Below are 24306 nucleotides of genomic sequence, written 5' to 3' on the forward strand. Positions count from 1 at the left end.
TCGCAAAAAATAAATTACAACATAAAATAACTTTCATATGGGTTATTTATTTTTGAATAACCTTTTTTATTTGTGTGAATTTTTTAATATTCCTGGAATATGTACTTTGTGTGGGGGAGTGAATAACATGATTGATTTATTGGATATTTGGGTTAAGGATCATTATGAATTTTTTATAGGGAGTGTAACATTCGTTGCTTTAACAGCTCTTATGATTATGTCTATTTTTCAAAAAAAGATTGGTGGCGAAGGCGAAAGGGCATATAACACTAAGTTAAAAATAGCTTATTCAATGTACATCACATTATTGTTAGTGCTAACTGCTTTTATTCTTGTTATGCCTAGTAACGCAATGTTTTATCGACAGTATTTGGTTATTTGTATCGTGTTATCTATAATAGTCGGAGCAATTTATACTGTTAAGTTATATTTAAACCATCAAAAAAAGTGATGTGTATTGTAGCTATTCATGATTTTTTGTGAAAAATAATGATCGTGGTATTGTTGTATTTTACTGAAATTGCTGAACTCAATAATCTAAGAAAAAGACAACTTCATGCTATATAAATATTTAAGTGACTTAAAATTCTTATGAAAAGGTCGTTACTAAATTTACTACTAATTAATTATAGTTGGAGGTAAGGAAATCCAATGATTTATGTAATAAGACACGGTCAAACAGACTTAAACAAGGAACGTAAAATGCAAGGAAGAATAGGGTTACCGTTAAATGAAATTGGCATAGAGCAAGCAGAAAAATTAAGAGCGAAACTTCAAAATATACAGTTTGATTTTGTATTTTCTTCTCCACAAGAGCGAGCAATCCAAACAGCAGAAATTGTGAGTGGAAAAGAGGTAATAATTGATAGTAGGATTGACGTTTTTGACTTAGGAGAAGCTGACGGTTTACATGTAAGTGAAGTTAAAATGGCTGGACCTGTGCCAAATTCAACTGTATATAAAGGCGTTGAAGATAAAAATAGATTCATAGAAAGGGTATTTGACTTTATGAGAGAACTAGAAAATAAGTTTGAAAACGAAGAAGTTAATATTCTTTTGTGCGGTCATAGATGTACGACAGGCTGTATTGGAGCATATTTTAACGGTATCCCAAAGAACAGTAATATTTTACAATATTCATCAGACACTGGACACTATAAAATATTCAATTTTAGCAATTAATAGTTTGAAAAAAAAATTTCTCAAATAGAGTTTTTCAAATAATCGATGAGAACCTTACTGGGAAAGATGAAATTTATCGTTCTGCATCATTAAAAGAACGAGCAAAAGAGTTTAATGAGCTATTACAAAATCCTGAAATAAAAGTTTACGAAAAGAGCCTTTCTTTATGAAAATGATATGATTAGTTGTTTCTTATTAAATGTTATATCAAAATTAAATAGTACCTCTCTAAAGTGATAGAATTATTTTAATATTTAATCTTTTTCAAGTAATCTTTCATTTTATTTTTCTTTAAGTATAATTAAAATGGAAAATAATTATACTTAAAGATAATTTTGTAAAAACAGTACTTTAAGTAGGGAAGGGTTTGTTATGAAAAAGTTCTTATCATTTATGCTAGTGTTAATTTTAATCCTGCCTTCAACAGCTGCATCTGCCAGTATAGAGGAATGGGATACACCTATTGGTGGGATAAAAAATACGATTCAAAAAGGCATTGATATAGGCATTGTTCCAGAAAGATTACAATCACAATATACTAATCCTATAACACGGGAAGAGTTTGCAGAGCTCCTAGTAAATGCTATATTTATAGAATTACAAAATACAGACTATACTCTATTTTGGACGAAAGAGATGGTATTAGATAGAGTAACAATAGATACTCCATTTTATGATACAGATTTAGATCACGTTAAGCTTGCCTATATAATTGGAAGTGTAAAAGGAATAACAGAAACATCATTTTTACCTAATAATCTAGTTACACAAGGCCAGGTTGTTGACATGTTAATGAATACATTTAACATGGAAAATATTAAGGAAGATTTAACAGGAGAGATGAAGTACTCTGAAGCTGAAGGTTTAGAGGGTTATGTTAATCAGCTTGTGGACTCATCCTTAAGTTTTGCTTCAGCAAAAACTAAATGGGCCATTGGAGAAGACTATAACTCTAATAACATTTCTAGAGAACAAGCTATTTTAATTGTAATGAGACTGATGGACCGTATGGACTATACAACGTTACAGTTAAGGGGAGCTATTAATGCGAACCCTATTTATGATGACTTAAAATACAGCATTGGTAAGGACTATGTTAATGTAACATATGTTGATAATAATTACAGTGCTTCTGAAAAATTATTGGAGAAATATTGGGCAACATTTAATATAACGAAAGATCTAAAATCAGGATATATTCATGAGAAAGCGCTGATGCTGTATCCATTCAAAGATGATTTGTTAATTGAAGATTATCCTTGGATATCCTCATTAATATTAACAGGAGAAAGCTCTAATATAGACTATGGACATATGTTGGTAGACACTTTCTCTAAAGGTCATTTACTAGAATTTACACTTCTAAGCAATCTAGAGCAAAATAATGAGAATGAGGATGCTAATAACCCTGTACATATAAAGTAGGAAAGATTTAATTTTAACAAAAAAAATGATAGATCTTTATTCATTATAAAGGCAAATAAATCAAGGTAAGTATGTATTACATCATGTAATATATACTTACCTGTTTTTCATTAAAGGCTCTATTCAAAAACTCTGTTACTTTTTTCACTTCTATTTGAGTAATTGGTAATTATGATTATTATAATAGAAGTGAAAAGAGATGCCCTGAACGTTAGTGGTTAGCTCTTATTGCGAAATGGAACAATTAATGTGAAAACAGCCTAATTTAAAGTTTTATTCATCCTAGGTGTAAATGATGGATGTTTTTATATGTCTTTTTGAGTTGATTTTTCAACCAAATGAGTAAAGTTCCCATTTGGTGTACAGAATGCATAGGTTTGTTTGAATATGATACGTTCTCCCCCACATGACAACAGAATTTGTTATGTGACTTGAGGGGGGAGTAAGTAATTAAGGAGGTATGGTTTATGACTGATTTCGGTGAAAACTTATTTAAAGGTACGGCTAGGTATTATTCAAGATTTAGACCTTTATATCCAGCTTCTTTAGTAAGATATATAATCGATAGGTTTTCACTTGACGGTAAAGGTCAGATGCTGGATTTAGGTTGTGGAACTGGGCAATTAACATGCAGATTTAGTGATTGGTTTGAAAACTTAATCGGGATAGACACCGAGTCTGAAATGTTACAAGAAGCAATGCATCTTAGCAGGGAATGTAGGGTCGAGAATGTTGAGTGGTTCCATGGAGACCTTGATTCGTATAAACGAGTTCATAATAATAACAATTTTAGATTTGTAGCAATCGCAAAAGCATTTCATTGGATGGATAGAGAAAAGGTGCTTAATACTTTATATGAAATGGTTTCCTATGGAGGTGGTGTTGCCATCATAGATAATTATTCTCCAAATAAAGAACTATTACCGTGGCAAAGAAAAGTGAACGAAGTAGTTCAACATTGGTATGGAACTGAAAGAAGGGCAGGTAATACAACATATATTCACCCAACAATAAGTCATGAAGAAATTATTGCTAACTCAACATTCGACTTAGAATTATACAGCTTACCAGCCTATGAGCAAATATGGACAATAGAATCAATCATTGGTAACTTATATTCAACTTCCTTTGGGACAAAACGGTTTTTAGGAAACAATGTTCCCTTATTTGAAAAACATTTGGCAGAAGAATTATGTAAATTTAATAATGGTGGTGTTTTTAAAGAACAAATTCAACTTTCAATCAAACTCGCTGTAAAGAATTATAAAAGATAATTGTGCAACGGTATCTTTTAGATAAATAAATAAGATTTTTGAACATTTGGTTGATAAGTAGTTCAAACTATAAGGTTGGCTAAAAAATATAGGAAGACTTTAATGTACTCATTTTGCGACTAAGTGTGAAAAGAAAGCGGGATATACGATTAATAGAGTGGGAATGTAGTTCTCCCACTCAGATTATGTCATTCAAACTATTAAACTTAACGATAGTGATCACTCTTTAATAAGTTCTGCTCCCCAAGCATATACAGAATCTGTTGTTCCGTTATAAGCACCTGGCCAAAGCACTACGGTTACCCCACCATTAGTAGTGAACGGTTTATCAGATGTTACTGAAAAATACTGCCAATCTGTTGTTACTTCAACTTTAATACCAGTAGATTCAGTATTATTATGATTTTGAATTTTGATTTGTGCATCATGAGGTTCATCAGCTTTTAGCCAAACACCAAAAGTATATTTGTTCCCATCTGAATTGATATCTACATATTGTTGAACGCCTTTATTTACACTTGCTGGAGTTAATTTTTGTGCAAGGGTACTATCAGGTGCAGTAACGGAACCGTAGCTAACACTAACATCAGTGTTTGACCAACTAGAATGGGTAAAATCGTTAATAGAATATTGGTCTAGTAGATTTTGTTCTGGAATTCTCAAGCCATTCTGATAGATTTCTATTGCTCTATAGTCGTCCGTTGGATAAGTGAAAGTAGTATTTCCAACTTCCACTTCTCCTAAACTATAGTTTTGTAGCGTCTCTTTAGAAGGGTTGATACCCATGACATATAGTTCTCCAACTAAGTCTTTCACAAGATCTGATGGATAAAAACGATATTCACCTACAAGGTGATATACATTATAAGCGTATGGATCGTCATAGCGTTCTCCAAAAGTGTGTCTTAGTTGTACGTCATGATTTTCTTGAATACTAATTGAGTGCCCAAAGCTTGTAGTCAATGATGAGCTTAATGATGCTGATATTTTGGCAATTTTGTCTAGACCTGCTTCGAAGCTAACAGTAGAACCAATTGTTCTACTTAAATCAAATGATTTAGACTTTGTAATTCCTGAAGACTTCGTATCAACAATCGTTTTTGTTCCACCACTAAAATCAATTTGAGAATCATAAACACGTTCATAATATGCATCTAATATAATAGAAGAGTCATCATTAGCTGGTAGTAAATCTGGATTAAGCATTAAAGTCCCATGTTTACCTTGTTCATTTGGTGGCTCATTTAAAATCCCGTTGTAGTAAGAATGGTATTCTCCATCGTTATCTATATATCCTAAAAATATGTCTCCATCAAAATTAGGGTTGATTTTGTTAAAAAAATTAGAAGTTGGCATGATGAAAGTGCCAAAAATATATGCATAATCACCTAGATAAATATCTAAAGGAATAAAATTTAATACTGATCCAGATAGAGTTGTTACACCACCTTGCAATTCTCTTGTGTCTTTTGGAAGACCATAGGTGATGGCATCATAGCCTTCAAAGATTTCTACTAAATCTGGTACCGGTGCTAAAGGTTGTGCAGGTGATGATGCAGATTTTGAAATGATATTTGATCCGCTTTGAGTAAGTGGAGTCACGAAAATATTTTCTGTTTGATTCGTTGTTGTATCGCCTTCTGCTGCAAATGACGTGGCAGGTAGAAACGAACTTGTTACTAAACTAGCTGCTAAAGCTGTAGTAGATAAGAATTTTCCAAATTTGTTCATTGTGATACCTCCTGTATTAAATTTTACAATGATAACCGGCCTATTAAACTATACCTATCAAACCAACTTGTTTTTCCTTGCTCCTCTCAAGCTCCTCCTTTGTGAAATCCCTTGTATTGTTGAATTCGATGAAGTAAGTCATGTTGTGTTTACATATTACAACCAAATCGTTCAACCAGGAAAAGTCTAAATTTAACGATAATAGCGAAATAATTAATAATTTCTGCTGTTATTCGACTACTTTCGACTTTTTTTATAGTTTGTAATTAATATATTGATAATAAAAAGTTGTTTGATAGGTGTTGAATGATGGTAACTTAATGTTGGATGGCTGTTATTAGTATCCAAAGATTTAATGATCGTATTTATGATTCATTCAATTAAACGATAATACGAACAAGATTAGATTACTTTCTGTGGATCCAATATATTCTTAATCTGTATTTATGCTACAATAAGAATATATGTTCTTGTTGTAGGGAGGGGCTTTGGTTTGTTAAGAAATAGAGGGGATATAATTAACCTAATTCAAAACGATACCGAAATGATGGAAATAATAGAAGCTGCTAGTATATTAGAGCTACCTGAATGGTGGATATGTGCTGGATTTATACGGTCAAAAATCTGGGATACATTGCACGGATTTACTGAAAGGACGAGTACACCAGATATTGATGTAATCTATTTTGATGATACACATATTGACGAAGCCCTTGAAAAGAAGCTAGAAGATAAATTAAGCAGTATGTTACCTAATATCCCATGGTCAGTTAAGAATGAAGCAAGGATGCACATAGTAAATAATCTTCAACCCTACACATCTGCTGAAGATGCTATTTCAAAGTTTCCAGAAACGGCAACTGCTTTGGGAGTAAAGTTAGATAGACAGAACAATTTAATTCTTACTTCTCCTTATGGAGTAGATGATGTTATCAATATGGAACTGAAGCCAACGCCTTATTTTACAGAAACTAAAGAACGGGCTACGATTTATGAGGAACGCATAACTAAAAAGAATTGGAAAGGCATTTGGTATAAAATTAAAGTTCATCATATATAAAGCCAATTAGTAGCCCTACACTAAATAACTCTTTAATCTGTAACCGTTTTGTCTCATACAAAGAAAAAGTTAGTTAGAAAAACTCTTAGTGAATGGCTGTTGTTTAATAGATTGTTTGTTAATGAATTGATAAATTTTTAAATATTTTTAATATTGAATATGCATAAGCAACTTTAGATTGGATGGAGGTTTAATAGAAAAATGAGTGAAATCATCTTACTCTCTATATTTGCTTTTTTATTATTGACATACAAATATGTTATGGAATTTAGGAACAAGGATGTAGCAAAAAATAACAAACTAATTGCATGGTTATTGTATAGCGTTAGCATTGTCGGGTTAGTTGCAGTAAATATACTACTTTAATATGATCTCTTTTTGAGATCTTTTATTTTGCAGCTTTTCGTAGAATTTACAACAGTTAACGTTCTGCAAGGGTAGTTCATTATTTAATTTTAGCAACAAAGTATACCAAAAGAGCTTACTTATAATAATTACTTGCAAAAATATATCCAAGATAAACAAATCCAATAGTATAGTTAGTTGAGTTATAGCAATAACAGCTTCAGAAAGGGTGGTTATATTGATTAAACATGTTATATTCGATTTTGATGGAACACTTGTCAAATCAAGAGATTTAGCAGTATCACTTTTTAATGAACTCTCATCAAAATATGGATATCGGAAAATGAGCAAAGATGAGGTTGAGTACATGAGTACTTTATCAATAAAAGAAAGATGTAAAATGTTAGGGGTATCATGGTATAAATTGCCTTTAGTAGTTTATGATATGAAATCAAACTACAATGCAAGAATAAATGAATTAATAGTGGTAGAAGGTATAAAACATCTTCTAATGAACTTAAAAGAACGGAAATACAAACTGGACATTATCTCTTCCAATAATGAAGAGAACATAAGAACGTTTTTAATAGAAAATAATATTGATGTATTTGATAACGTATTTTGTACAAAATCATTATTTCAAAAAAATTTAACACTAAAAAAATTGTTGAAGCGGCTCGAGTTAAAGAACAGTGAAGTTTTATACATATGTGATGAAATTCGTGATATACCTCCTTGTAAGGAGCTAGGTGTTACATCTGTTGCTGTTACTTGGGGGTACGACGCAAGACAAAGTTTGGAGATGGAAAGACCTGACTTTATTATAAATAAACCTACCGAACTATTAACTATCCTTGATAAGGAAGCGTAGCTTGTTGTTCTTCCTAGAAAGGCTTAAAGAAGTAATTTGGTAATAATTACATTATATAAAATGGTTTTATGCTAAGCTTATTAAAAGGCTCTTTTTGTAAACTTTGCTGCTATTATTACAAATCACAAAAAGTTCAAAGTGGTAGAATACAACATGCTACAAAACAACATGCTACAAAACTTAAGTTGTATCGTTTTTAATTGATAGTATGCAAAACAACAAATAATATGAAAACAGTATATTTATAGGGACATTGAATATGTTGTTTTTTGAAAGGAAAGTATATGAACAACCATATTTTTGTAAATTGGGAAGGACATCACGTAAAACTTTCATGGTTACCAACGGTACATATACAAGACGTTAAACAAATTACAAGTGCACATGGTTATTGTTTTAGCGAAGGTAAAATTCTGTTAGTGGATGTAAAAGGTCGAGGATTTAATATACCAGGTGGGCATGTAGAGGATGGAGAATCACCTGAGGAAGCGTTTCATAGAGAAGCATTTGAGGAAGGTTATGTGAAAGGTAAGGTAGCGTATATTGGAGCAATTGAAGTAAGTCACGAACATAACCCACTCTTTAAGCATGGTGGAAAGTATCCTCTTGTTGGCTATCAAATGTTTTATCGAATGGACATAGAAGAGTGTTTTCCTTTCCAAAGAGAGAATGAAACTTCCTCACGCATTTGGGTAGAACCAGAGGAAATACCATATGTAATGAATGACCATGAACTTTCTTTACAAGTATTAAATGAAGCATTAAATAAAAGGTAAAAAAAGTGAAAGAATTATAATACGATGACAACTGTATAAACTTCTTAAGATTTGGCTATTTTAGCATTGACATAACTAGAGTTCGTGGCATCTTTTCTTCTGTACAATGATGACTAACAATATAAAACCATCTTTATAATACTAATTTGATAACAATAGCAACTAGGTTTTAAAAAAAGCCTCTATATAAAGTTGCAATGAATGGAAAACAATCTACATGAATGAAAATATAGAAAACTATTAGTGGAGATGGTAGAATGCTTGGTTTACCAAAAGGTGAAGTATTTTTAATTCCTTGGACTGAAAAGTGGGAAAGTGAGTTTTTAACTGAAAAAGAATGTATAGAAGGTACAATAGGGAGTTATGTGATAGAGATACATCATATTGGTAGTACAGCAGTTGAACATTTAAGTGCTAAACCAATTATTGATATAGCTATTGAAATTAAGAGCTTTTCAGATGGTGAGTACTGTGTTGAACCATTAGCAGCACTGGGTTATTCATGTAAAGGGACGAATATTTTGCCAGATAGATATTATTATAATAAGGGGGAACCAAGAACACACCAAATTCATATGTATCAAGCTGGAAATAAATATTTGCATGAACAGTTGTTTTTTAGAGATTATTTAAGAAGTAACGAAAAATTGAGAAGCGAGTATGAACAGCTTAAAAAAAGCTTAGCAAACAAAAATAAAGGTAATAAATATAAATATGCACAAGAAAAAACTAATTTTATACATTCTATACTTGAGAATCAATTACATAGTTAATTAAGGTTAAAAAGTGGTGCCTTTAGGAGAGGGAATGTCGAAAGTCATATTATTATTGGTTACAGAAGTAGTTCGATTTTAAAGAAACTTACAACTACTAATGAAACTGAAGAAGAGTGAATCTATGAAGTTTTAGCCTTTTTGTTAGCAATCGGATTAGGGGTCTTGTTTGCTTTTAATCCTACTAAAGATAACTATGCAGGTTGAAATAAAACAAGTGTTGATGAGCATAATCAACACTTGTTTTATTAACGTTTTTTAAAGATTTGTTAATAAGTTGTCTACCATTGAATCATATTGCGCGAAGTTTCCAGAAGTCCTTACTAACAGGGGAGCACCTTGTGCAACCGCCAAGAATAAGCGTGCTTGATCTCGTAAAGCATCAGCTTGTATAGGATTTTCAGTTGCTCTTTTTTCAGCTAACACATTTTCAAGCCATTTTTCATTATCAACAAAAAATCGGTTGATATTAACACGTATTTCCTCTGGAAAGGAAGAAATTTCTGCTGCCATCATCGTACATAAACAAATTTTTGAGTTGTTGTCTAGAGTATTACGGTACAGTTGGAAAAAAGCTTTAAGTTTTTTTACAGGGTCATTGTACTGTTGATCTATTTGGAAAAGATCATTAAGAAAGTCCTTGTGGTATTGCTGTAGAACAGCTTGGACCAATTCTTTTTTTGATGGAAAATAGTAATGAATACTTGCCTTTTTAATACCGACCTGCTCGGCAATATCAGCATAGCTAAAGCCGTTATAACCGTGTTTCTGAATAAGATACTGACCGACTTCTAATATTTTTTGTAATGTAGTTTTATTGTCCATACAAATAATCTACTATCAAGTAGATAAGTAGTCAAATTACAAGCCTACTTATGAATACCTCATGAGCATATCGTAATAATATTTGCTCATACTATGTTATGCTAACATCATAAATACTATTATTGAGGTGCAAACGATGAAAATCGAAGTATATTCAGATTTTGTATGTCCATTTTGTTATATAGGAAAAAGACATTTAGAGGATGCATTAGAACGTACATCCCTAAAAAATAGAGCTGAAGTATCTTTTAAAAGTTTTGAACTTGATCCAAATTCACCGCGAGATACGAACTTATCTATTCATGAAATTATTGCTAACAAATATGGTGTGTCCATTGAACAGGCGAAGCAAAATAATGAAGGGATTCGTAAAAGAGCTGAGGCAGTTGGCTTGGACTTTCGTTTTGAAAACATGGTTCCCACAAACACGTTTGAAGCTCATCGTTTAGCAAAATATGCTTCGGCTTTTGGTAAGGAAGAGGAATTAAATGAAAAATTATTAAAAGCTTATTTTACCGATTCTAAGCATATTGGAGATCATAGCACATTACTTAATATTGCTGAAGATGTTGGGCTTGACCGTGAACAAGCGAAATCAGTATTAGAAAGTGAGCAATACAAAGATGATGTTCGCAGTGATGAATCTGAAGCAAGGAGCATTGGGGTTCAAGGTGTGCCATTTTTTGTCATTAATGATAAGTATGCCATATCTGGTGCGCAACCGACAGAAGTATTTGTTGGTGCATTAGAGAAAGTGCTAGAAGAAGAAAAACAATCAAGCAAACTAACCTCGCTTAATACAGAAAATGCAAAAGGTACGTATTGTGATGATAATGGCTGTGAGTGAACAGCTAAAGATATCTAGCTGAACATTGTATATAGAAACATAAGGAACTTTCGACGTGAATGATACATCCGATGATTAACGACTGACATGAAGGATGCAGTTCATTATAAGAAAGTTCCTTTTGTTATTTTATAAGGCGCTTTTCATAAATTTTGCTAATTCTCACCGAATTTGCTCCATAAGAAACGGCTCTATATGTGTTAGTCATCATGTTATGTGCTAACATTCGTAGCATTTGTACATAGACTAATTTCTACTTGGAAACCTCAACTCATTCAACAGAGTAGTATCAAAGAGAAAAGCTTAATGTTTCCCTTGATTCTTAAATAGGTCAGAAGTGCCGTTTTTACAGCATAAGTGAAAGAATAAGAGAGTGTAACATGCAAAATCATAGTTCTATCCTCTTAATTTACAATAAATTCTGAAAATTATTTTGTTTTCTAACCTCGATTCCTGTACAATTTTATCAAAAAAAGAGATTGGAAAAGAGGAGAATAGTATGAGGAAATTAGTCACCATTATACTAATATTTAGTAGTTTGATATGTTTTAACGTTACAGCAACCTATGCGAAGAATGAGGACTTACGCTTAAACATTGTCGATGAGTTGACAAAAAGAGGAGATCTTGAAGGTGCAAAGGCCTATGCGCAAGTATATGAAAACGATACAAAGGTTGGGGTTCAATATTCATTTTTTTATCCATATAATGGCGTAATGGATGGTGCAGTTGGACAAGGTGCTCATGAAGGTGATTGGGAAAAAGTAAGAGTAATAGCTGATAAAGAAACAGAAAAAATTGAAACTGTGTACTATGCAGCCCATTCAAATGAAGGGCAATGGTACGATGACAGCTTCATATTTAGTGAAAATATTAAAAGCTATGAACGTAGTAATTATGATACTGGGCAAAAGCCATCAGTAGCAGTTACTGTTGATGGAATGGTTATTGAAGTGCATGAAAATGAAGTTACCGGTGGTAGTCTTTATTATAATTTGGGCAAAATTGTTGATCAAAAGGTTGAGTGGCTTCGTTTAGGAGCTAAATACGATAATGGGCAAAATCCAGCGCTTACGGTTACCGATGACGGTAAAATTATTGAAGTACATGAGAATGAAGTTACTGGTGGAAAATTATATTATAATATTGGAACAATCGAAGGGGATAGAATCAATTGGACAACGAATGGAACATATTATGATTCTGGACAAAATCCTTCTATAAGTGTTACTTCGGATGGAACAATTATCGAAATTCATGAGAATGAGGTCACTGGTGGGAATTTGTACTATAGTGTAGGGAAAGTGAACGGCAACAAAATAACCTGGATGACAAAAGGAAATAAATACGATACGGGCCGTCACCCTTCTGTTACGGTATCAAATAATACAATTATTGAAATGCATGAATCATCAGGAAATCTATACTATAATGTTGGCTCTTTAAATGGAGAACAGGTTGACTGGACTTCTAATGGAACGTTTTATGATACAGGGTATCTTCCTGATGTAACTGTCACACAAGAGGGTAAAATATTTGAAATTCATGAAGGTGGTGACAGGCTATACTATAATATCGGCCAATTAAATGGTGAAAATATACAGTGGTCCAAATGGAATGGAACTAAAGCAGTTGGAACGCCGCTAGACTTTGGGAGCAAACCATCAGTGCATTTCACCTCTAAAAATGACATTATTGTAGTGAGTGAATCTTCTAGCAGCTATAACATAAATGCTCGAATAACAACGTTATTGGATGATTATAGACCTGTAGGTTTTTCCTCAAAGATTTCTCATGCAAGTTATCCAAGGGTAGCCAATTACTCTAGATTTCCTCTGCCAAATGATGTGACAGATAGAGGTCCAATATTGGATATTCAAGAAAACTTCTCATTGATCGGTAGTGATTACAGAACGAATGATTTGTATAGATGGGTAGCTTATGATGGCTTATGGGGAAATACGTATGAGGATGATTTGATTGGTACGAAGAGTCCTAGTTTTGGGATAGGAAGTGGATGGTTTAAAGATAGAACAGGTAGTTCTGTAGCAAACGATGTCGTCGTGGCTGATTATAATCGGGCTATGTATTATGCGAAAACCTTTGCCCCAATTATGTATATGCATAGCGAAGATATCGATCATCCTTCAACTGTAGAATGGTTTTTACAACGGGTTCAACTGTTATTCAAAGATGAAGTTCTTTTAGATGTAGGCGAAGTAAACCCAATTTCACTAGTTGAGGTTAAAATTCAGTGAGCTTTTAGAGCCCACAAATATTATTGGTATTAAAATGTTAGCAATTTAGTCATGTTGATAGTATATAACTAGTAAAACCTGTTTTGATAGAAAGGTATCAAAACAGGTTTTACTGATGTTAAAATGATTTAAATATGCAATTAACGTTTTGGTTTTAGCGTTATTGGATTGTTCTGCAAGTATGTTTAAGTTGATTTTAATGTATTATATTTCCTTAATGCACCTTTTAATCGTACTATTATTTAATCACAGCTATTGTTCCTATGTTAAATAATAATAGAAAAAAGGAGCGAAAAAAGCCCCTTTTAACCTATGAGTTATTGTTCTCATCATCTTTCCATCGACCTGCTTTTTTGACAGCGTCTTTTAAAAGAATTTCAATTTGTGCATTAACACTGCGTAATTCATCTTCTGCCCACTTTTCTAAACTATCATATAGCTTAGGATTTATCCTTAGCGGGAAATTTTTTCGTTTGGCCAAAACATCACACCCTTAGTAGATGCTTCCAGAGTTTATAATCGGTTGAGTTCCTTTATCTGAAATAAGAGCTACCATTAAGTTATTTACCATTTGTGCTTTCTTTTCTTCATCTAATTCTACTACATCATTTAATGTTAATTGATTAATAGCTGTTTCAACCATGCCAACCGCTCCATCAACAATGACTTGTCGTGCAGAAAGTACAGCTTGAGCCTGTTGACGCTGTAGCATTGCTGATGCAATCTCTGAAGAATAGGCTAAATGCATAATTCGTGATTCTATCACTTCTACACCTGCTAATTCTAACCGTGAATGTAGATCTTTTGCAAGTGATTGAGCGATTTTGTCACTATGTTGTCTTAAGGTCATCTTATGGTTGTCTCCAAAATAATCATAAGGATATTGACTCGCAATATGCCTAATACCTGTTTCACTTTGAATTTGTACAAACTCCTCGTAGTCCTCTACATCAAAAACAGCCTTCGCTGCATCGTTTACTCTATAAACAACAACCGCAGCTATTTCAATGGGGTTACCTTCTAAATCATTTACTTTTAACTTTTTACTATTGAAATTAATGACACGTAAAGAAACTTTTCTCTTTAACGTAAACGGTATTGTCATCCAAAAGCCTTGTTTTCGTATAACTCCTAAATATAGACCAAAGAAAGTAAAAACCTTCGCTTCATTCGGGTGGACGATTGTTAGCCCTGAAAAAATTAAAAGTGCTAGGATAAATAATCCAGCTGCAACGAGAAATAAGATTCCATCGCCTTTAGATGATGCAAGAGCAAACCAGCCTAGCACAATTAATGTAGCTGCAAGTAAAATACCGATAAAACCATTTATTTTCCATAATTGTTTTTCTGCCATATAAGAGCCTCCTTAATATTATTTTAATATCAATATGATATCACTTTAATATCAAAAAAGACAGTAATTTGTTTTCCATCAAATAGAAAAATATTTAATTCTTAGTAATAGTAAATTTGAGAATTTATGTTATAATATTCAAAAAATTAGGTTGTTATCATTATACGTTGATATTTTACTAAGACCTTAAGATGAGGTTTTATACAAGTCCATTCATTTAATAGAAAAGATACCTTGTGTTTATATCTTTTTCAAAAAAGGAGCAATCAATGTCAAAACAGACTATGATTAACAGCATTAAACATAGAGTTTTAACAAAGGCTTGTTATTTAACAATAGAAGAGCTTTTGGAGCTTGAGATAGCAATCGCTTTTGCTGAAAAAGCGCATGAAGGTCAGATGAGAGCAACTGGAGAACCATATATTGTACATCCGTTGTCTGTTTGTCTTATCTTACTTGATTATAAAGCTGATGCTATTACACTAATCTCAGCGGTGCTTCATGATGTTGTCGAAGATACAATATATACTGTATTTGATATTAAGAATAAATTTGGATTACAAGTGTCACTTATTGTTGATGGCTTAACCAAAATAGCAAAAGGCTCGTACGAAAAGGATGAATACAACGCAATTAATAGAGAAAAATTGCTCTCAGCAATTATAGATGATGTTAGAGTAGCGGTAATTAAAATTGTTGATAGACTACACAATATGCGGACTTTACAAGTGAAAAAAGTGGAGAAGAAAGTCCCTTATGCAAGTGAGACACTCGCATTTTTTTCACCACTAACTGAACGGTTGGGCTTAGTTAATATACAGAAAGAGCTTGAGTCGTTGTCATTTCATTACATGAACCCTGTTAAATATGAACACGTAAAACAACAAATGTGCGAGCATGAGCAATCATTTTTCGTGTTATTTAATAAATGTAAGCAAGAAATTGAACACACGATGAAAACGACAAAACTTGGCCTTGAACTTTACTGGGATACAATGCCTATATATAAGTACAATTCTATGTTACAAGAAGACCATTCCATAGTTGATACCTTTTCTATTAACGTAGTAACAAATTCATTTGAAGACTGCTATATAGCATTTGGAATTATCCACAATCTTTTTCAACCAATTAGTAACGAATTTAAAGATCATATGGCGATACGAAATAATATATTTTATAAACATTTGAAAACTAAAGTGTTAATAAAGGATGTAGAAGTGAAAGTTAATATTTACACAAAGGCTGAACAACACTTAAAGAATCTTGGAGTATTTCAGTTTTTGCAAGACAACTTATTTGCGAGTGATGCTAAGAAAATTAGTAAAGATTTGTTTAGAGATTCAATTAGCTGTATTAAGGTGATTTCTAAGAATCCAACTCAGTTTGGGGAGATGGCATCCTTCGAAATACTACAGAATGATATTACAGTTTATACATCCCATTTAGAGCCAGTTTATCTTCCAGATGGGTCAACTGCCATTGATTATGCATTTCAGCTAGACCCTTCTATTGCAAAAAGGATATCTTACGTATGTATAAATGGTAAAGTAAAGCCACTAAATACGGTTCTAATTGATTCAGACATTGTGGAAATAGCATACGCTGAGAAGGATTCTATAAACCCTCATTGGCTGTCATTTACGAAGACTTCAAAAGCATATAAAGAAATAAGTGACTTGCTGGGATAAAACAATATGACAGGCTGCTTTAACATTAATTGTTGATTTTCATAAAGAGTTAAATACCATATAACTTATATTCTTCTCCATAGACTACAATAATCATATCCAACACATCAGTTATCTTAAATGTAAGTGAAAAAAGCAACAAAGTTTACGAAACGAGCCTTATGAAAAGGGGATGATTAAATGGAGCTTCATGCGGATGGCGGAACATTTCATTTAAAGAGTGCAAAAGAAAAAGACTTACAACTCGTTTTACAACTATTAATTCAAGCAGCTACATGGTTACAAACAAAAGGTACAACACAATGGGATTATTACCTTACTCATCTTGAGGAAAATACACAAGAGGTATTAGATTCTATTATAAAAGAGAACACCTATATTTTATTGAAAGAAAATAAAGCAATTGCTACGATTACATTGGAAGATCAACCGACTGAATGGGATATCGACATTTGGGGACAAGCACGAAACAACCATGATATTGTTTATTTGCATCGAATTGTCGTTGACAGGGAATATGCTGGTAAACAAATAGGTGAAAAATTAATGGAATGGGCGATACAATTAGTAAAAGATCAAGGAAAACAATACATCCGTTTTGATTGTCTTCGAAGTAATGAAGGATTAAATACTTATTATCAAAGAAAATATGAATTAAAAGGCATAGCGAATATTTATGGTGAGCATTGTAAATATGAAATAGTGGTGTGATATAACTATCATCACTTCTAATAACTTATTCAGAGCTTAAGATATACCCATTCTTATTAATAAACTGAGGATAAAGGTACGGAAATAAGAGCCTGTTTAATTCTATCATGTTAACAGGCTCTCCGTTTTTCCTACCAAATTATTTCTGATCTCTCAACTTCTATAATGCTTCTTTAATAACTTTTTTGTAAAAACGAACAGATAATATGCCAAAGATTGAATACAAGACGGTATATAATATCATAACAATAATCATCGGTGTCCAAAGCTCAGTTCCAAACCAAAACCATCCTGATTGAACTGCAAAATAACTATGAAGAAGTCCAAAAATCAGTGGTATTCCAAAATTATACATTTGTTTTACTTGAATGCCTTTTAATAAGTCACCTTGTGTGAAGCCGAGTTTACGTAAAATCGTATAGTTACCCTTTTCCTCTTCACTTTCATCCAATTGTTTAAAATACAGGATGCATCCTGATGTAATCAAAAAGGTTAATCCTAAAAAGCCAACGATAAACATAAGCAACCCTATATTTCTTTTATGGCTATTACTCATTTGTAGGCTTGATGAATGAGCATTCTCACTATCAAATGTTTGGTATATATCATTTGCTGTTAAAATTTTTTCGTTGTTAATAATATCAATTCCGATATAGATAGATGAATCTTTTTGAATGTCTGGATTCAAATCAATCGTTAATTTATTGAATGTTATTTCATCCACAATTGCAACTGCTAATCCTCCAAAGGTAAAGTAACTTGAGATGTAGAAGTCATTACGATTAATCCCTATATATTTTTGCTTTAAGACAATATTTTGCCCCATTAATTCGATTACTCCACTATTGTTAATTGGCATCATTGTTTGTTTAGCATCCTCATAACCTGCAAGAAGGATTTCATTTGGATTTAGGTCAATTTCTTCCAAGGTATGATCACCTATAACTGCTACAGTCGTTAAGCTTGGATCAGTGTTTATTTCTTTTATATTTACATCTAATATATCCTCCAGGTTGGCATGTGCTTGAATCACATCTACTTTTCTTTCTAGAAAGTTAATATTTTGTGACTTCAATCCCTGTGTGAATTGTTTCGCATCTTGTACATTGGTGAAAGCAAAATCAGCCGCTACACTATTCCTAGCAGATTTTTCTGCTGAGTAATAAGAGATATAACTTAATGATAATAAGCCGATTGCAAGTGCAGATACGGTTGTAATGACTGTTAATAATAAGGCATTAGACTTCATTCTAAACATGATCGTAGAAAGAGATAACACCTCATTTATATTTAAATACCCATCCTTTTTCTTCCTAATGATATGAGAAATAAAACTTACAGAGCCTTTGTATAAAAGATAAGTTCCTATAATTACTGAGGTTAAAATACCTAACATTGCTAGAAAAAGTTGATTCATAGATGAGAAGCTTCCACTAAATAATATTGACGAAAAATAGTAGCCGACAACAATGAGTATCATTCCTAATATGCCGGAAATGCCTTCAAATATAGATAATTTTTTTACTTTACTTTCTGACTTTGAAGTTAGATGAAATAGTGCTATAAGATTTTGTCTATTAATGAAAAGAAAATTCATGAACATAATAAAAAGATAAATGATAGAAAAAATGATTAAAGTTTGGATAAAAGCTTCGGATGAAAAATGTAGGGTTGCAATTGTTTCAACCTTTGTCGTCTTAAATAAAATCATCACTATTAATTTTGAAACTGAAAAACCTATAAAAATTCCAATTATTAATGAACTAAAATATAGGATGAAGTTCTCAATAGTAAGAATGCTAAAGACCCTTTTTTTGGTCATCCCTATAAGTTGAAACAAGCCTATTTCCATACTACGACGTTTAATGAACAAATTATTTGCATATAAAAGAAAAATAGCCACGATAGCAACAAGTAAAATAGATGCCGTTCGAATAGAAGCAGCTCCTTTTATCGATCCTTTTACTGGATCCATTGAAGGGTCATATTGTAAAGTGACAAATGAATAATAAAGTGCCACACTAAAAATTAATGCAAATACATATAGGTAGTAGTTTTTTAGGTTTTTCCTCAAGTTTCTTAAGATAAGCTGATTAATGCTCATATTGCACACCACCTAGAACACCTTGTGTTTTCATAATGTCCTTAAAAAAGAGCTGTCTATTTTGTTCACCTCTATTTAACTGTGTATAAATATAACCATCCTTGATGAAAATAACTCTATTACTATAGCTAGCAGCCACTGGATCGTGAGTGACCATCATAATTGTTGCTTTTCGTTTTGAATTTAAATCGCTCAACTTATTTAGCAAATCGGAAGCAGACTTTGAATCGAGAGCTCCTGTTGGTTCGTCAGCAAAAATAATGCTAGGCTCATGGATAAATGCTCGAGCTGCTGAAGTCCGCTGCTTTTGTCCACCAGAAATTTCATTAGGATATTTATCTTTTACGTCTAGAATACCTAACTCGGTAGCTATAGTATGAAATTGTTGATTAGCTTCTTTCTTTGATACTTTCGATATAGATAGCGGTAGTAGGATGTTCTCTTTGACTGTTAGTGTGTCTAACAAATGATATTCTTGAAAGATAAAACCTAAATGCTTTTTTCTAAAATTAGCTAGTTGTTTATCCTTCATTTTTGTAAGTTCATTTTGGTCAATGGTGATTGTTCCGTTACTTACCTTATCGATTGAAGATAGCACATTAAGTAATGTTGTTTTCCCAGAGCCAGACGGTCCCATAATACTAACAAACTCACCCTCCTCAATGTTTAGATCAATTCCTTTTAAAACTTCTTGTCTATGAAACTTATTACCAAAGCTTTTGTTAATTTTATTAGCTTCTAGAATATACATATCATCACTTCCTTTTTTTCTTATAGTTTAATTATAAAAATAGTGATTTTTCATTTCCTTCGATTTTCCGAACAAAATGATAAAGGCATGTGACACTTTTGTCACACGCCTATCATATTGACGAAGTCATTACGTTTTGGAAATGTCAAAGTAATGGTAGTACCCTCTCCAAGTATTGATTGTACTAAAATGGTGATTTTTAAAGATTTTGCGGCCTTTTTCGCTAAATATAATCCCATGCCAGTTGCATTTTGGTCGTCATGGTTTGTTGTTGATGTAAACCCTTTATCGAAGATTCGAGTTAAATCTTTCGGGTCAATCCCTCTCCCAAAATCTCTCACCTCAAGGAAGGTTTGACCACCTTGTTGATAGCTTGTAATACTTATATCTGATTGACTACTATACTTAACTGCATTTGTTAACAGTTGCCTTATAATAAATGCAAGCCACTTTGCATCACAAAGTACTTCTGTCTCGTTGATATGTATATCAAAGCCAATCCTCTGTTGAATACACCATGTTTGTAATGTTTTAATCTCTTTGATCACAATTGATTCGACATCAACTTGTTCTATAAATAAATCGTTTTCAATAGATGATATACGTTTTTGATGCAGCTGTTGATCGAGAAGAAGATGAATGCGTAACCATTCATAAGTTAAGCTAGCTTTCAATTCTTTATCTTCAATGCGTTCAATCATTAAATGCATTGCCGTTAAAGGAGTTTTTACTTCATGAATCCAAGATAACAAATCATCCTTTTCTTGCTCCAACGCCATTGAATTTTCAGAATTTACTCGTTTTAACCATTCAATCTGGTTAATCATTTGTTGTTGAACAATATTTTCAAAAGGGCTTTCAGGCTCAGGTATACTTGTAAAGTCAAGGTTGTTTTCACGTTCTTCCAAACTATGATAAAAGGCTGTTTCTTTAATATAACGAATGATTAAAAAAACACTAAAAATTATGGCTGATAAAAAAACGATATAAATGGTTGGCTTTAACGGAATCATTGAATCAATGTAAGCGACAAAAATGAATAATAGTTGTAAAGATAAAACTAAAAAGATCCAGCTTCGCCTTTCTTTTATAAATCTTCTAATCATAGTTTTTTTCCTGTTCGATAGCCATATATCCTTGTCCAACTTTTGTTTCTATAAATTGTCCTAATGTTAGTTCATCTAGCCGTCGTCGTAAGCGATTTACATTAACAGTTAATGTATTATCACTTACAAATCGTTTATCGTCCCATAAACTATTCATTAGTTTATCCCGACTTACGATTTTATTCTTGTCCTTAATCAATTGTTTTAATATAAATATTTCATTCTTTGTGAGCTCTATCGTTCCTACATCGTTTGTTACTATATTTTTCTCATAATCTACTGTGGCACCGCACCATGATTGGAGATCACTTTGTTCAGAGTTATAATTATATACACGCCGAAGAGTAGCTTGAATTTTGGCAATTAGTACATCGAAATGAAAAGGCTTTTGTATATAGTCATCTGCCCCAAGCTGCATCGACATAACAATATCGGTAGGATGGTCGCGTGATGATAGAAATATAATAGGAACATTCGAAAAGTCTCTAATCATTCTACACCAATGGAACCCATCAAATTTAGGTAATTGGATATCGATAATGACTAGGTGTGGTCTAATCGTTGTAAATTCATGAATGACATGATTAAAATCTGTAATACCATATACTTCATAAGACCATTGAGTCAACCTATCTTTCATCTCTTGAAAGAGAGTCTTATCATCTTCAATCAATAACAGTTTAAACACCGAACCACCACTCTTTATAACTTTTTCACAATTAATTATATAGCAAAACCTTTTTGGATGCTAAAAAATGTTAGGTGTTTGTTAAGATAATAAAGCCAGTATCCTGATTTTTGAAATCCTTCTACTGGCATATCAGTTTTATATACGAAGTAATTTTCTCTCAAGTATTGAAACTGTACGTATAGTTTTCATTTGGACATAAATATAAGGGATGATTAACAAGAAATAAACGGTAGAAAATTGAGTAACTAGCCCGTTCTTTACAAAACCCCAATGAATAAAGAAAAATCCTAGCACCATAAAAGCTACACCAGGACAAATAAGTGCAAAACTTCCAGGGCTTTTCTTTGATCCATGAATATATTCATTAAAATAGCTAGAACGTTTAAGAACTGAAAAACCAATTAAACCGAATATTAGTTGAATCGATACAAGTATAGTTAAAATAATTAATAGCGGTAGCTCACTTGGGTTAGGCTCATGTAACAAATGATGACTAAAGCCCATATAATTACGCACGATAGAAATGCCGATAAGTGTTAGTATTGGAATCATCATCCATAAGCTAGGGCTTCCTTGTACGTCAATCCCTTGTTTGAAGATTGACTTAAATCCTAGGACTAAATGGATAGTGACGAAGACTATGGCAATACTGATGAAAAATATTGATAATAATAGACCAATCGTCGAAACAACTTTTGTATGACTCATCGCAGCAGGGGCAGCAAAGCCTACGGCTACCATGCTAAAGGTAAAAGTGATTAGCATTTGACTGAGATTATTATTCATGACGAAATCAAAATCTCCGTTTAACATGAGTCTAGTAACGTAATTCTTAAAAATGTATAGGCTATATACTCCTATCGCGATAAATGAAATTAACGAAATAGGAAATAAATATTCAACGTAATTCCAAAGATTCGGCATAAAAGTACCGAAAATAATAAAAACGACGTTAACGCTCATAGCGAGTGTTAACGGGATTGCCATTAATGTAACTTCATTATTAGATTCTCTTAAATTATTGTAAGCTATTGTTTTCTTAAACTTGTTGTATTCTGCAATATTCCAAAATAGTAGTTTGTAATGCTTAAGACCAAAGTAAATAATGCCTAGTAGTGCAATTGAAATCGTAAATATTAGCAAAAGGTTACCTGATTTAAAACCATTGAGTACATGTTCAAAGTTTGCCATCGGCTTTCCAGGATGTTCGATCATAAACATGAGATACATGTAAAATGCTACAGCTAAGCCTCCATTACCGAGTGATGATAAAAAGTACATTGGGTTATAATGTTCTTTTAGATTTTTACGCATGTAGATCCTCCTTTGTATATTCTATATACCCTAACGGGTAATTGAACACTATTCTAGCTAGTTAAAAACCAGTTTTCAAGAGAGAAGAATTTTTTGTTGCTGGAAATGTTTCATATAAAAATTCGTATATAAGGAAGTTTTAAGGTGAAAACAAATTGTTACAATTTGATGGCTACGATAATAGAAATCTATTAGTTGACTTTCTAATAAAATTTTCGTAATATACCCATATGGGTAATTTGAAAAATGGAGGTTATATAGATGGAATTTATCGGTTATATCGTGATTGGTTTATTTATTGTAGTTCTTTTTCAAAAATTTGTTCCGACTAAAGGTGTACGACAAATTTCAGTAACAGAATTAAAAAATCAAATGAGCGCACCTAACAAACAATTTATCGATGTTAGAACAGCTGGTGAGTTTAAAACAAACAACATTAGAGGGTTCAAAAATATACCTTTGCAGCAACTAAATAAAAAAATGAGTGAGCTTTCAAAGGATAAAGAGGTAGTTGTAATTTGCCAAAGTGGAATGAGGAGTAACCAAGCGAGTAAACTTTTAAAGAAAAACGGCTTTAAACAAGTTGCAAATGTAAAGGGTGGCATGAGTGCATTATAGTGAGAGTGTTTTAATTAATTATTAGATATAGAAAAATTAAGGTTAGAGGTAGTTTAATCAATTTTAAATCGTATTTACGAAGTAATATATCAGTAAGAAGGGAAGACCTAACTCTGATCCCTTCTTATTAGAAACTTGTGATCAACCTTAGAAGATAAAAAACAGCAAAGCTCATTAACTATTAAGATCTGTTAATTCCTTAGGTAAGCTAAAACCTTCATTACGATCTGGTATAAAGCGTATAACTTTAAATACAGCAGCTATGTTTAATGAACCATAAATATGTGGGAATAATTTTCCCGCTTCATACAAGTCTTCATATACAATCTTTGCTTCCACTTTATTAGGGTCTATACATAAAAGTACTAGATCGGTATGACCCTTATACAAAAAATTTGCAACATCAACAACTTGTTCACTAGTAGAGCAGTGAATAAAGCCATCAGTTTTTATGCTTGATGGAGTATAGATTCCCTCTCTTTGTGCCTTGAACCAGGCTTCTTTTTCAATGATATGTAATATCATTTTTCAAACCCTCCTCTTAGTTAAGTACGTTCCAAAAGTTCATTTTGGCAAATAAATGTATAGATAATATTATAC

The 24306-nt window shown here is 32.4% G+C and carries 24 protein-coding genes; 14 read left to right on the plus strand and 10 right to left on the minus strand.

Features of this window, described 5'->3' with window-relative positions; all coding sequences use genetic code 11:
- The first annotated feature begins 127 nt into the window (after positions 1-127).
- The 4 genes from SLH52_RS09240 to SLH52_RS09255 all read left to right on the plus strand — a co-directional run bounded on the left by SLH52_RS09240 (position 128) and on the right by SLH52_RS09255 (position 3881).
- The gene (locus SLH52_RS09240; RefSeq protein WP_320208973.1) at positions 128-451 is read left to right on the plus strand and encodes a hypothetical protein; all 324 of its coding nucleotides are present in this window, start codon (positions 128-130) and stop codon (positions 449-451) included.
- A 200-nt stretch (positions 452-651) separates the two neighbouring features.
- Entirely contained in the window at positions 652-1182 is a 531-nt protein-coding gene (locus SLH52_RS09245; RefSeq protein ID WP_320208974.1) for a histidine phosphatase family protein, read from the plus strand.
- 372 nt (positions 1183-1554) lie between these two features.
- Complete coding sequence (locus tag SLH52_RS09250) at positions 1555-2607, plus strand: hypothetical protein (protein WP_320208975.1); 1053 nt, start codon at positions 1555-1557, stop codon at positions 2605-2607.
- A 467-nt stretch (positions 2608-3074) separates the two neighbouring features.
- Entirely contained in the window at positions 3075-3881 is an 807-nt protein-coding gene (locus SLH52_RS09255; RefSeq protein WP_320208976.1) for a class I SAM-dependent methyltransferase, read from the plus strand.
- Positions 3882-4100: 219 nt separating this feature from the next.
- On the opposite strand, the gene SLH52_RS09260 is transcribed toward SLH52_RS09255, so the two are convergent.
- Positions 4101-5612 (minus strand): phage head spike fiber domain-containing protein, encoded by a 1512-nt coding sequence (locus SLH52_RS09260; protein ID WP_320208977.1) that lies wholly within the window; start codon positions 5610-5612, stop codon positions 4101-4103.
- A 544-nt stretch (positions 5613-6156) separates the two neighbouring features.
- Between SLH52_RS09260 and SLH52_RS09265 the strand changes: the two genes are divergently transcribed.
- From SLH52_RS09265 to SLH52_RS09285, 5 genes are all read left to right on the plus strand, one after another.
- On the plus strand, positions 6157-6672 hold the full coding sequence (locus SLH52_RS09265; RefSeq protein ID WP_320209102.1) for a nucleotidyltransferase family protein: 516 nt from the start codon (positions 6157-6159) through the stop codon (positions 6670-6672).
- A 201-nt stretch (positions 6673-6873) separates the two neighbouring features.
- The gene (locus SLH52_RS09270; protein ID WP_320208978.1) at positions 6874-7038 is read left to right on the plus strand and encodes a hypothetical protein; all 165 of its coding nucleotides are present in this window, start codon (positions 6874-6876) and stop codon (positions 7036-7038) included.
- A gap of 217 nt (positions 7039-7255) precedes the next feature.
- The gene (locus SLH52_RS09275; protein WP_320208979.1) at positions 7256-7888 is read left to right on the plus strand and encodes an HAD hydrolase-like protein; all 633 of its coding nucleotides are present in this window, start codon (positions 7256-7258) and stop codon (positions 7886-7888) included.
- Between the two features lie 284 nt (positions 7889-8172).
- Complete coding sequence (locus SLH52_RS09280) at positions 8173-8664, plus strand: NUDIX hydrolase (RefSeq protein ID WP_320208980.1); 492 nt, start codon at positions 8173-8175, stop codon at positions 8662-8664.
- Between the two features lie 257 nt (positions 8665-8921).
- Positions 8922-9437 (plus strand): GrpB family protein, encoded by a 516-nt coding sequence (locus SLH52_RS09285; protein ID WP_320208981.1) that lies wholly within the window; start codon positions 8922-8924, stop codon positions 9435-9437.
- A gap of 258 nt (positions 9438-9695) precedes the next feature.
- On the opposite strand, the gene SLH52_RS09290 is transcribed toward SLH52_RS09285, so the two are convergent.
- Complete coding sequence (locus tag SLH52_RS09290) at positions 9696-10262, minus strand: TetR/AcrR family transcriptional regulator (protein ID WP_320208982.1); 567 nt, start codon at positions 10260-10262, stop codon at positions 9696-9698.
- 136 nt (positions 10263-10398) lie between these two features.
- Here SLH52_RS09290 and SLH52_RS09295 point away from each other — a divergent pair, with 136 nt between their 5' ends.
- Both SLH52_RS09295 and SLH52_RS09300 read left to right on the plus strand, forming a co-directional pair.
- Entirely contained in the window at positions 10399-11109 is a 711-nt protein-coding gene (locus SLH52_RS09295; protein WP_320208983.1) for a DsbA family oxidoreductase, read from the plus strand.
- A 499-nt stretch (positions 11110-11608) separates the two neighbouring features.
- Positions 11609-13366 carry a hypothetical protein gene (locus SLH52_RS09300; protein WP_320208984.1) on the plus strand — a complete coding sequence of 586 codons (1758 nt, stop codon included), beginning with the start codon at positions 11609-11611 and terminating at the stop codon, positions 13364-13366.
- 310 nt (positions 13367-13676) lie between these two features.
- On the opposite strand, the gene SLH52_RS09305 is transcribed toward SLH52_RS09300, so the two are convergent.
- Together SLH52_RS09305 and SLH52_RS09310 are read right to left on the minus strand one after the other, a co-directional pair.
- Complete coding sequence (locus SLH52_RS09305) at positions 13677-13847, minus strand: Arc family DNA-binding protein (RefSeq protein WP_320208985.1); 171 nt, start codon at positions 13845-13847, stop codon at positions 13677-13679.
- Positions 13848-13859: 12 nt separating this feature from the next.
- On the minus strand, positions 13860-14720 hold the full coding sequence (locus SLH52_RS09310; RefSeq protein WP_320208986.1) for an SPFH domain-containing protein: 861 nt from the start codon (positions 14718-14720) through the stop codon (positions 13860-13862).
- Positions 14721-14989: 269 nt separating this feature from the next.
- On the opposite strand from SLH52_RS09310, the gene SLH52_RS09315 reads away from it, so the two are divergent.
- Positions 14990-16411 carry an HD domain-containing protein gene (locus SLH52_RS09315; protein ID WP_320208987.1) on the plus strand — a complete coding sequence of 474 codons (1422 nt, stop codon included), beginning with the start codon at positions 14990-14992 and terminating at the stop codon, positions 16409-16411.
- Between the two features lie 180 nt (positions 16412-16591).
- Positions 16592-17122, plus strand: coding sequence for a GNAT family N-acetyltransferase (locus SLH52_RS09320; protein WP_320208988.1), 531 nt, complete (start codon positions 16592-16594; stop codon positions 17120-17122).
- A 160-nt stretch (positions 17123-17282) separates the two neighbouring features.
- On the opposite strand, the gene SLH52_RS09325 is transcribed toward SLH52_RS09320, so the two are convergent.
- The 5 genes from SLH52_RS09325 to SLH52_RS09345 form a co-directional block, all read right to left on the minus strand.
- Complete coding sequence (locus SLH52_RS09325; protein ID WP_320208989.1) at positions 17283-19226, minus strand: ABC transporter permease; 1944 nt, start codon at positions 19224-19226, stop codon at positions 17283-17285.
- Positions 19216-19977 (minus strand): ABC transporter ATP-binding protein, encoded by a 762-nt coding sequence (locus SLH52_RS09330; RefSeq protein ID WP_320208990.1) that lies wholly within the window; start codon positions 19975-19977, stop codon positions 19216-19218. The genes SLH52_RS09325 and SLH52_RS09330 overlap by 11 nt, the downstream gene beginning before the upstream one ends.
- 101 nt (positions 19978-20078) lie before the next feature.
- Complete coding sequence (locus SLH52_RS09335; RefSeq protein WP_320208991.1) at positions 20079-21083, minus strand: sensor histidine kinase; 1005 nt, start codon at positions 21081-21083, stop codon at positions 20079-20081.
- Positions 21076-21771 (minus strand): response regulator transcription factor, encoded by a 696-nt coding sequence (locus tag SLH52_RS09340; protein WP_320208992.1) that lies wholly within the window; start codon positions 21769-21771, stop codon positions 21076-21078. The genes SLH52_RS09335 and SLH52_RS09340 overlap by 8 nt, the downstream gene beginning before the upstream one ends.
- 138 nt (positions 21772-21909) lie before the next feature.
- Positions 21910-23088, minus strand: coding sequence for a TsoY family (seleno)protein (locus SLH52_RS09345; protein ID WP_320208993.1), 1179 nt, complete (start codon positions 23086-23088; stop codon positions 21910-21912).
- 261 nt (positions 23089-23349) lie between these two features.
- Between SLH52_RS09345 and SLH52_RS09350 the strand changes: the two genes are divergently transcribed.
- Complete coding sequence (locus tag SLH52_RS09350) at positions 23350-23706, plus strand: rhodanese-like domain-containing protein (RefSeq protein ID WP_320208994.1); 357 nt, start codon at positions 23350-23352, stop codon at positions 23704-23706.
- 174 nt (positions 23707-23880) lie between these two features.
- Here SLH52_RS09350 and SLH52_RS09355 read toward each other — a convergent pair whose 3' ends face one another.
- On the minus strand, positions 23881-24231 hold the full coding sequence (locus SLH52_RS09355) for a DUF952 domain-containing protein (protein ID WP_320208995.1): 351 nt from the start codon (positions 24229-24231) through the stop codon (positions 23881-23883).
- Positions 24232-24306: the final 75 nt, after the last annotated feature.

It is taken from the genome of Cytobacillus sp. IB215665, from assembly GCF_033963835.1.
GTDB lineage: Bacteria > Bacillota > Bacilli > Bacillales > SM2101 > Nanhaiella.

What these genes read in the sequence shown, in the direction of transcription:
- SLH52_RS09350 (WP_320208994.1), top strand. Translation starts at nt 23,350, where the DNA reads ATGGAATTTATCGGTTATATCGTGATTGGTTTATTTATTGTAGTTCTT.
- SLH52_RS09265 (WP_320209102.1), top strand. Translation starts at nt 6,157, where the DNA reads ATGATGGAAATAATAGAAGCTGCTAGTATATTAGAGCTACCTGAATGG.
- SLH52_RS09255 (WP_320208976.1), top strand. Translation starts at nt 3,075, where the DNA reads ATGACTGATTTCGGTGAAAACTTATTTAAAGGTACGGCTAGGTATTAT.
- SLH52_RS09295 (WP_320208983.1), top strand. Translation starts at nt 10,399, where the DNA reads ATGAAAATCGAAGTATATTCAGATTTTGTATGTCCATTTTGTTATATA.
- SLH52_RS09240 (WP_320208973.1), top strand. Translation starts at nt 128, where the DNA reads ATGATTGATTTATTGGATATTTGGGTTAAGGATCATTATGAATTTTTT.
- SLH52_RS09285 (WP_320208981.1), top strand. Translation starts at nt 8,922, where the DNA reads ATGCTTGGTTTACCAAAAGGTGAAGTATTTTTAATTCCTTGGACTGAA.
- SLH52_RS09345 (WP_320208993.1), bottom strand. Translation starts at nt 23,088, where the DNA reads ATGCGTAAAAATCTAAAAGAACATTATAACCCAATGTACTTTTTATCA.
- SLH52_RS09315 (WP_320208987.1), top strand. Translation starts at nt 14,990, where the DNA reads ATGTCAAAACAGACTATGATTAACAGCATTAAACATAGAGTTTTAACA.
- SLH52_RS09330 (WP_320208990.1), bottom strand. Translation starts at nt 19,977, where the DNA reads ATGTATATTCTAGAAGCTAATAAAATTAACAAAAGCTTTGGTAATAAG.
- SLH52_RS09300 (WP_320208984.1), top strand. Translation starts at nt 11,609, where the DNA reads ATGAGGAAATTAGTCACCATTATACTAATATTTAGTAGTTTGATATGT.
- SLH52_RS09335 (WP_320208991.1), bottom strand. Translation starts at nt 21,083, where the DNA reads ATGATTAGAAGATTTATAAAAGAAAGGCGAAGCTGGATCTTTTTAGTT.
- SLH52_RS09310 (WP_320208986.1), bottom strand. Translation starts at nt 14,720, where the DNA reads ATGGCAGAAAAACAATTATGGAAAATAAATGGTTTTATCGGTATTTTA.
- SLH52_RS09355 (WP_320208995.1), bottom strand. Translation starts at nt 24,231, where the DNA reads ATGATATTACATATCATTGAAAAAGAAGCCTGGTTCAAGGCACAAAGA.
- SLH52_RS09320 (WP_320208988.1), top strand. Translation starts at nt 16,592, where the DNA reads ATGGAGCTTCATGCGGATGGCGGAACATTTCATTTAAAGAGTGCAAAA.
- SLH52_RS09290 (WP_320208982.1), bottom strand. Translation starts at nt 10,262, where the DNA reads ATGGACAATAAAACTACATTACAAAAAATATTAGAAGTCGGTCAGTAT.
- SLH52_RS09245 (WP_320208974.1), top strand. Translation starts at nt 652, where the DNA reads ATGATTTATGTAATAAGACACGGTCAAACAGACTTAAACAAGGAACGT.
- SLH52_RS09270 (WP_320208978.1), top strand. Translation starts at nt 6,874, where the DNA reads ATGAGTGAAATCATCTTACTCTCTATATTTGCTTTTTTATTATTGACA.
- SLH52_RS09325 (WP_320208989.1), bottom strand. Translation starts at nt 19,226, where the DNA reads ATGAGCATTAATCAGCTTATCTTAAGAAACTTGAGGAAAAACCTAAAA.
- SLH52_RS09250 (WP_320208975.1), top strand. Translation starts at nt 1,555, where the DNA reads ATGAAAAAGTTCTTATCATTTATGCTAGTGTTAATTTTAATCCTGCCT.
- SLH52_RS09260 (WP_320208977.1), bottom strand. Translation starts at nt 5,612, where the DNA reads ATGAACAAATTTGGAAAATTCTTATCTACTACAGCTTTAGCAGCTAGT.
- SLH52_RS09280 (WP_320208980.1), top strand. Translation starts at nt 8,173, where the DNA reads ATGAACAACCATATTTTTGTAAATTGGGAAGGACATCACGTAAAACTT.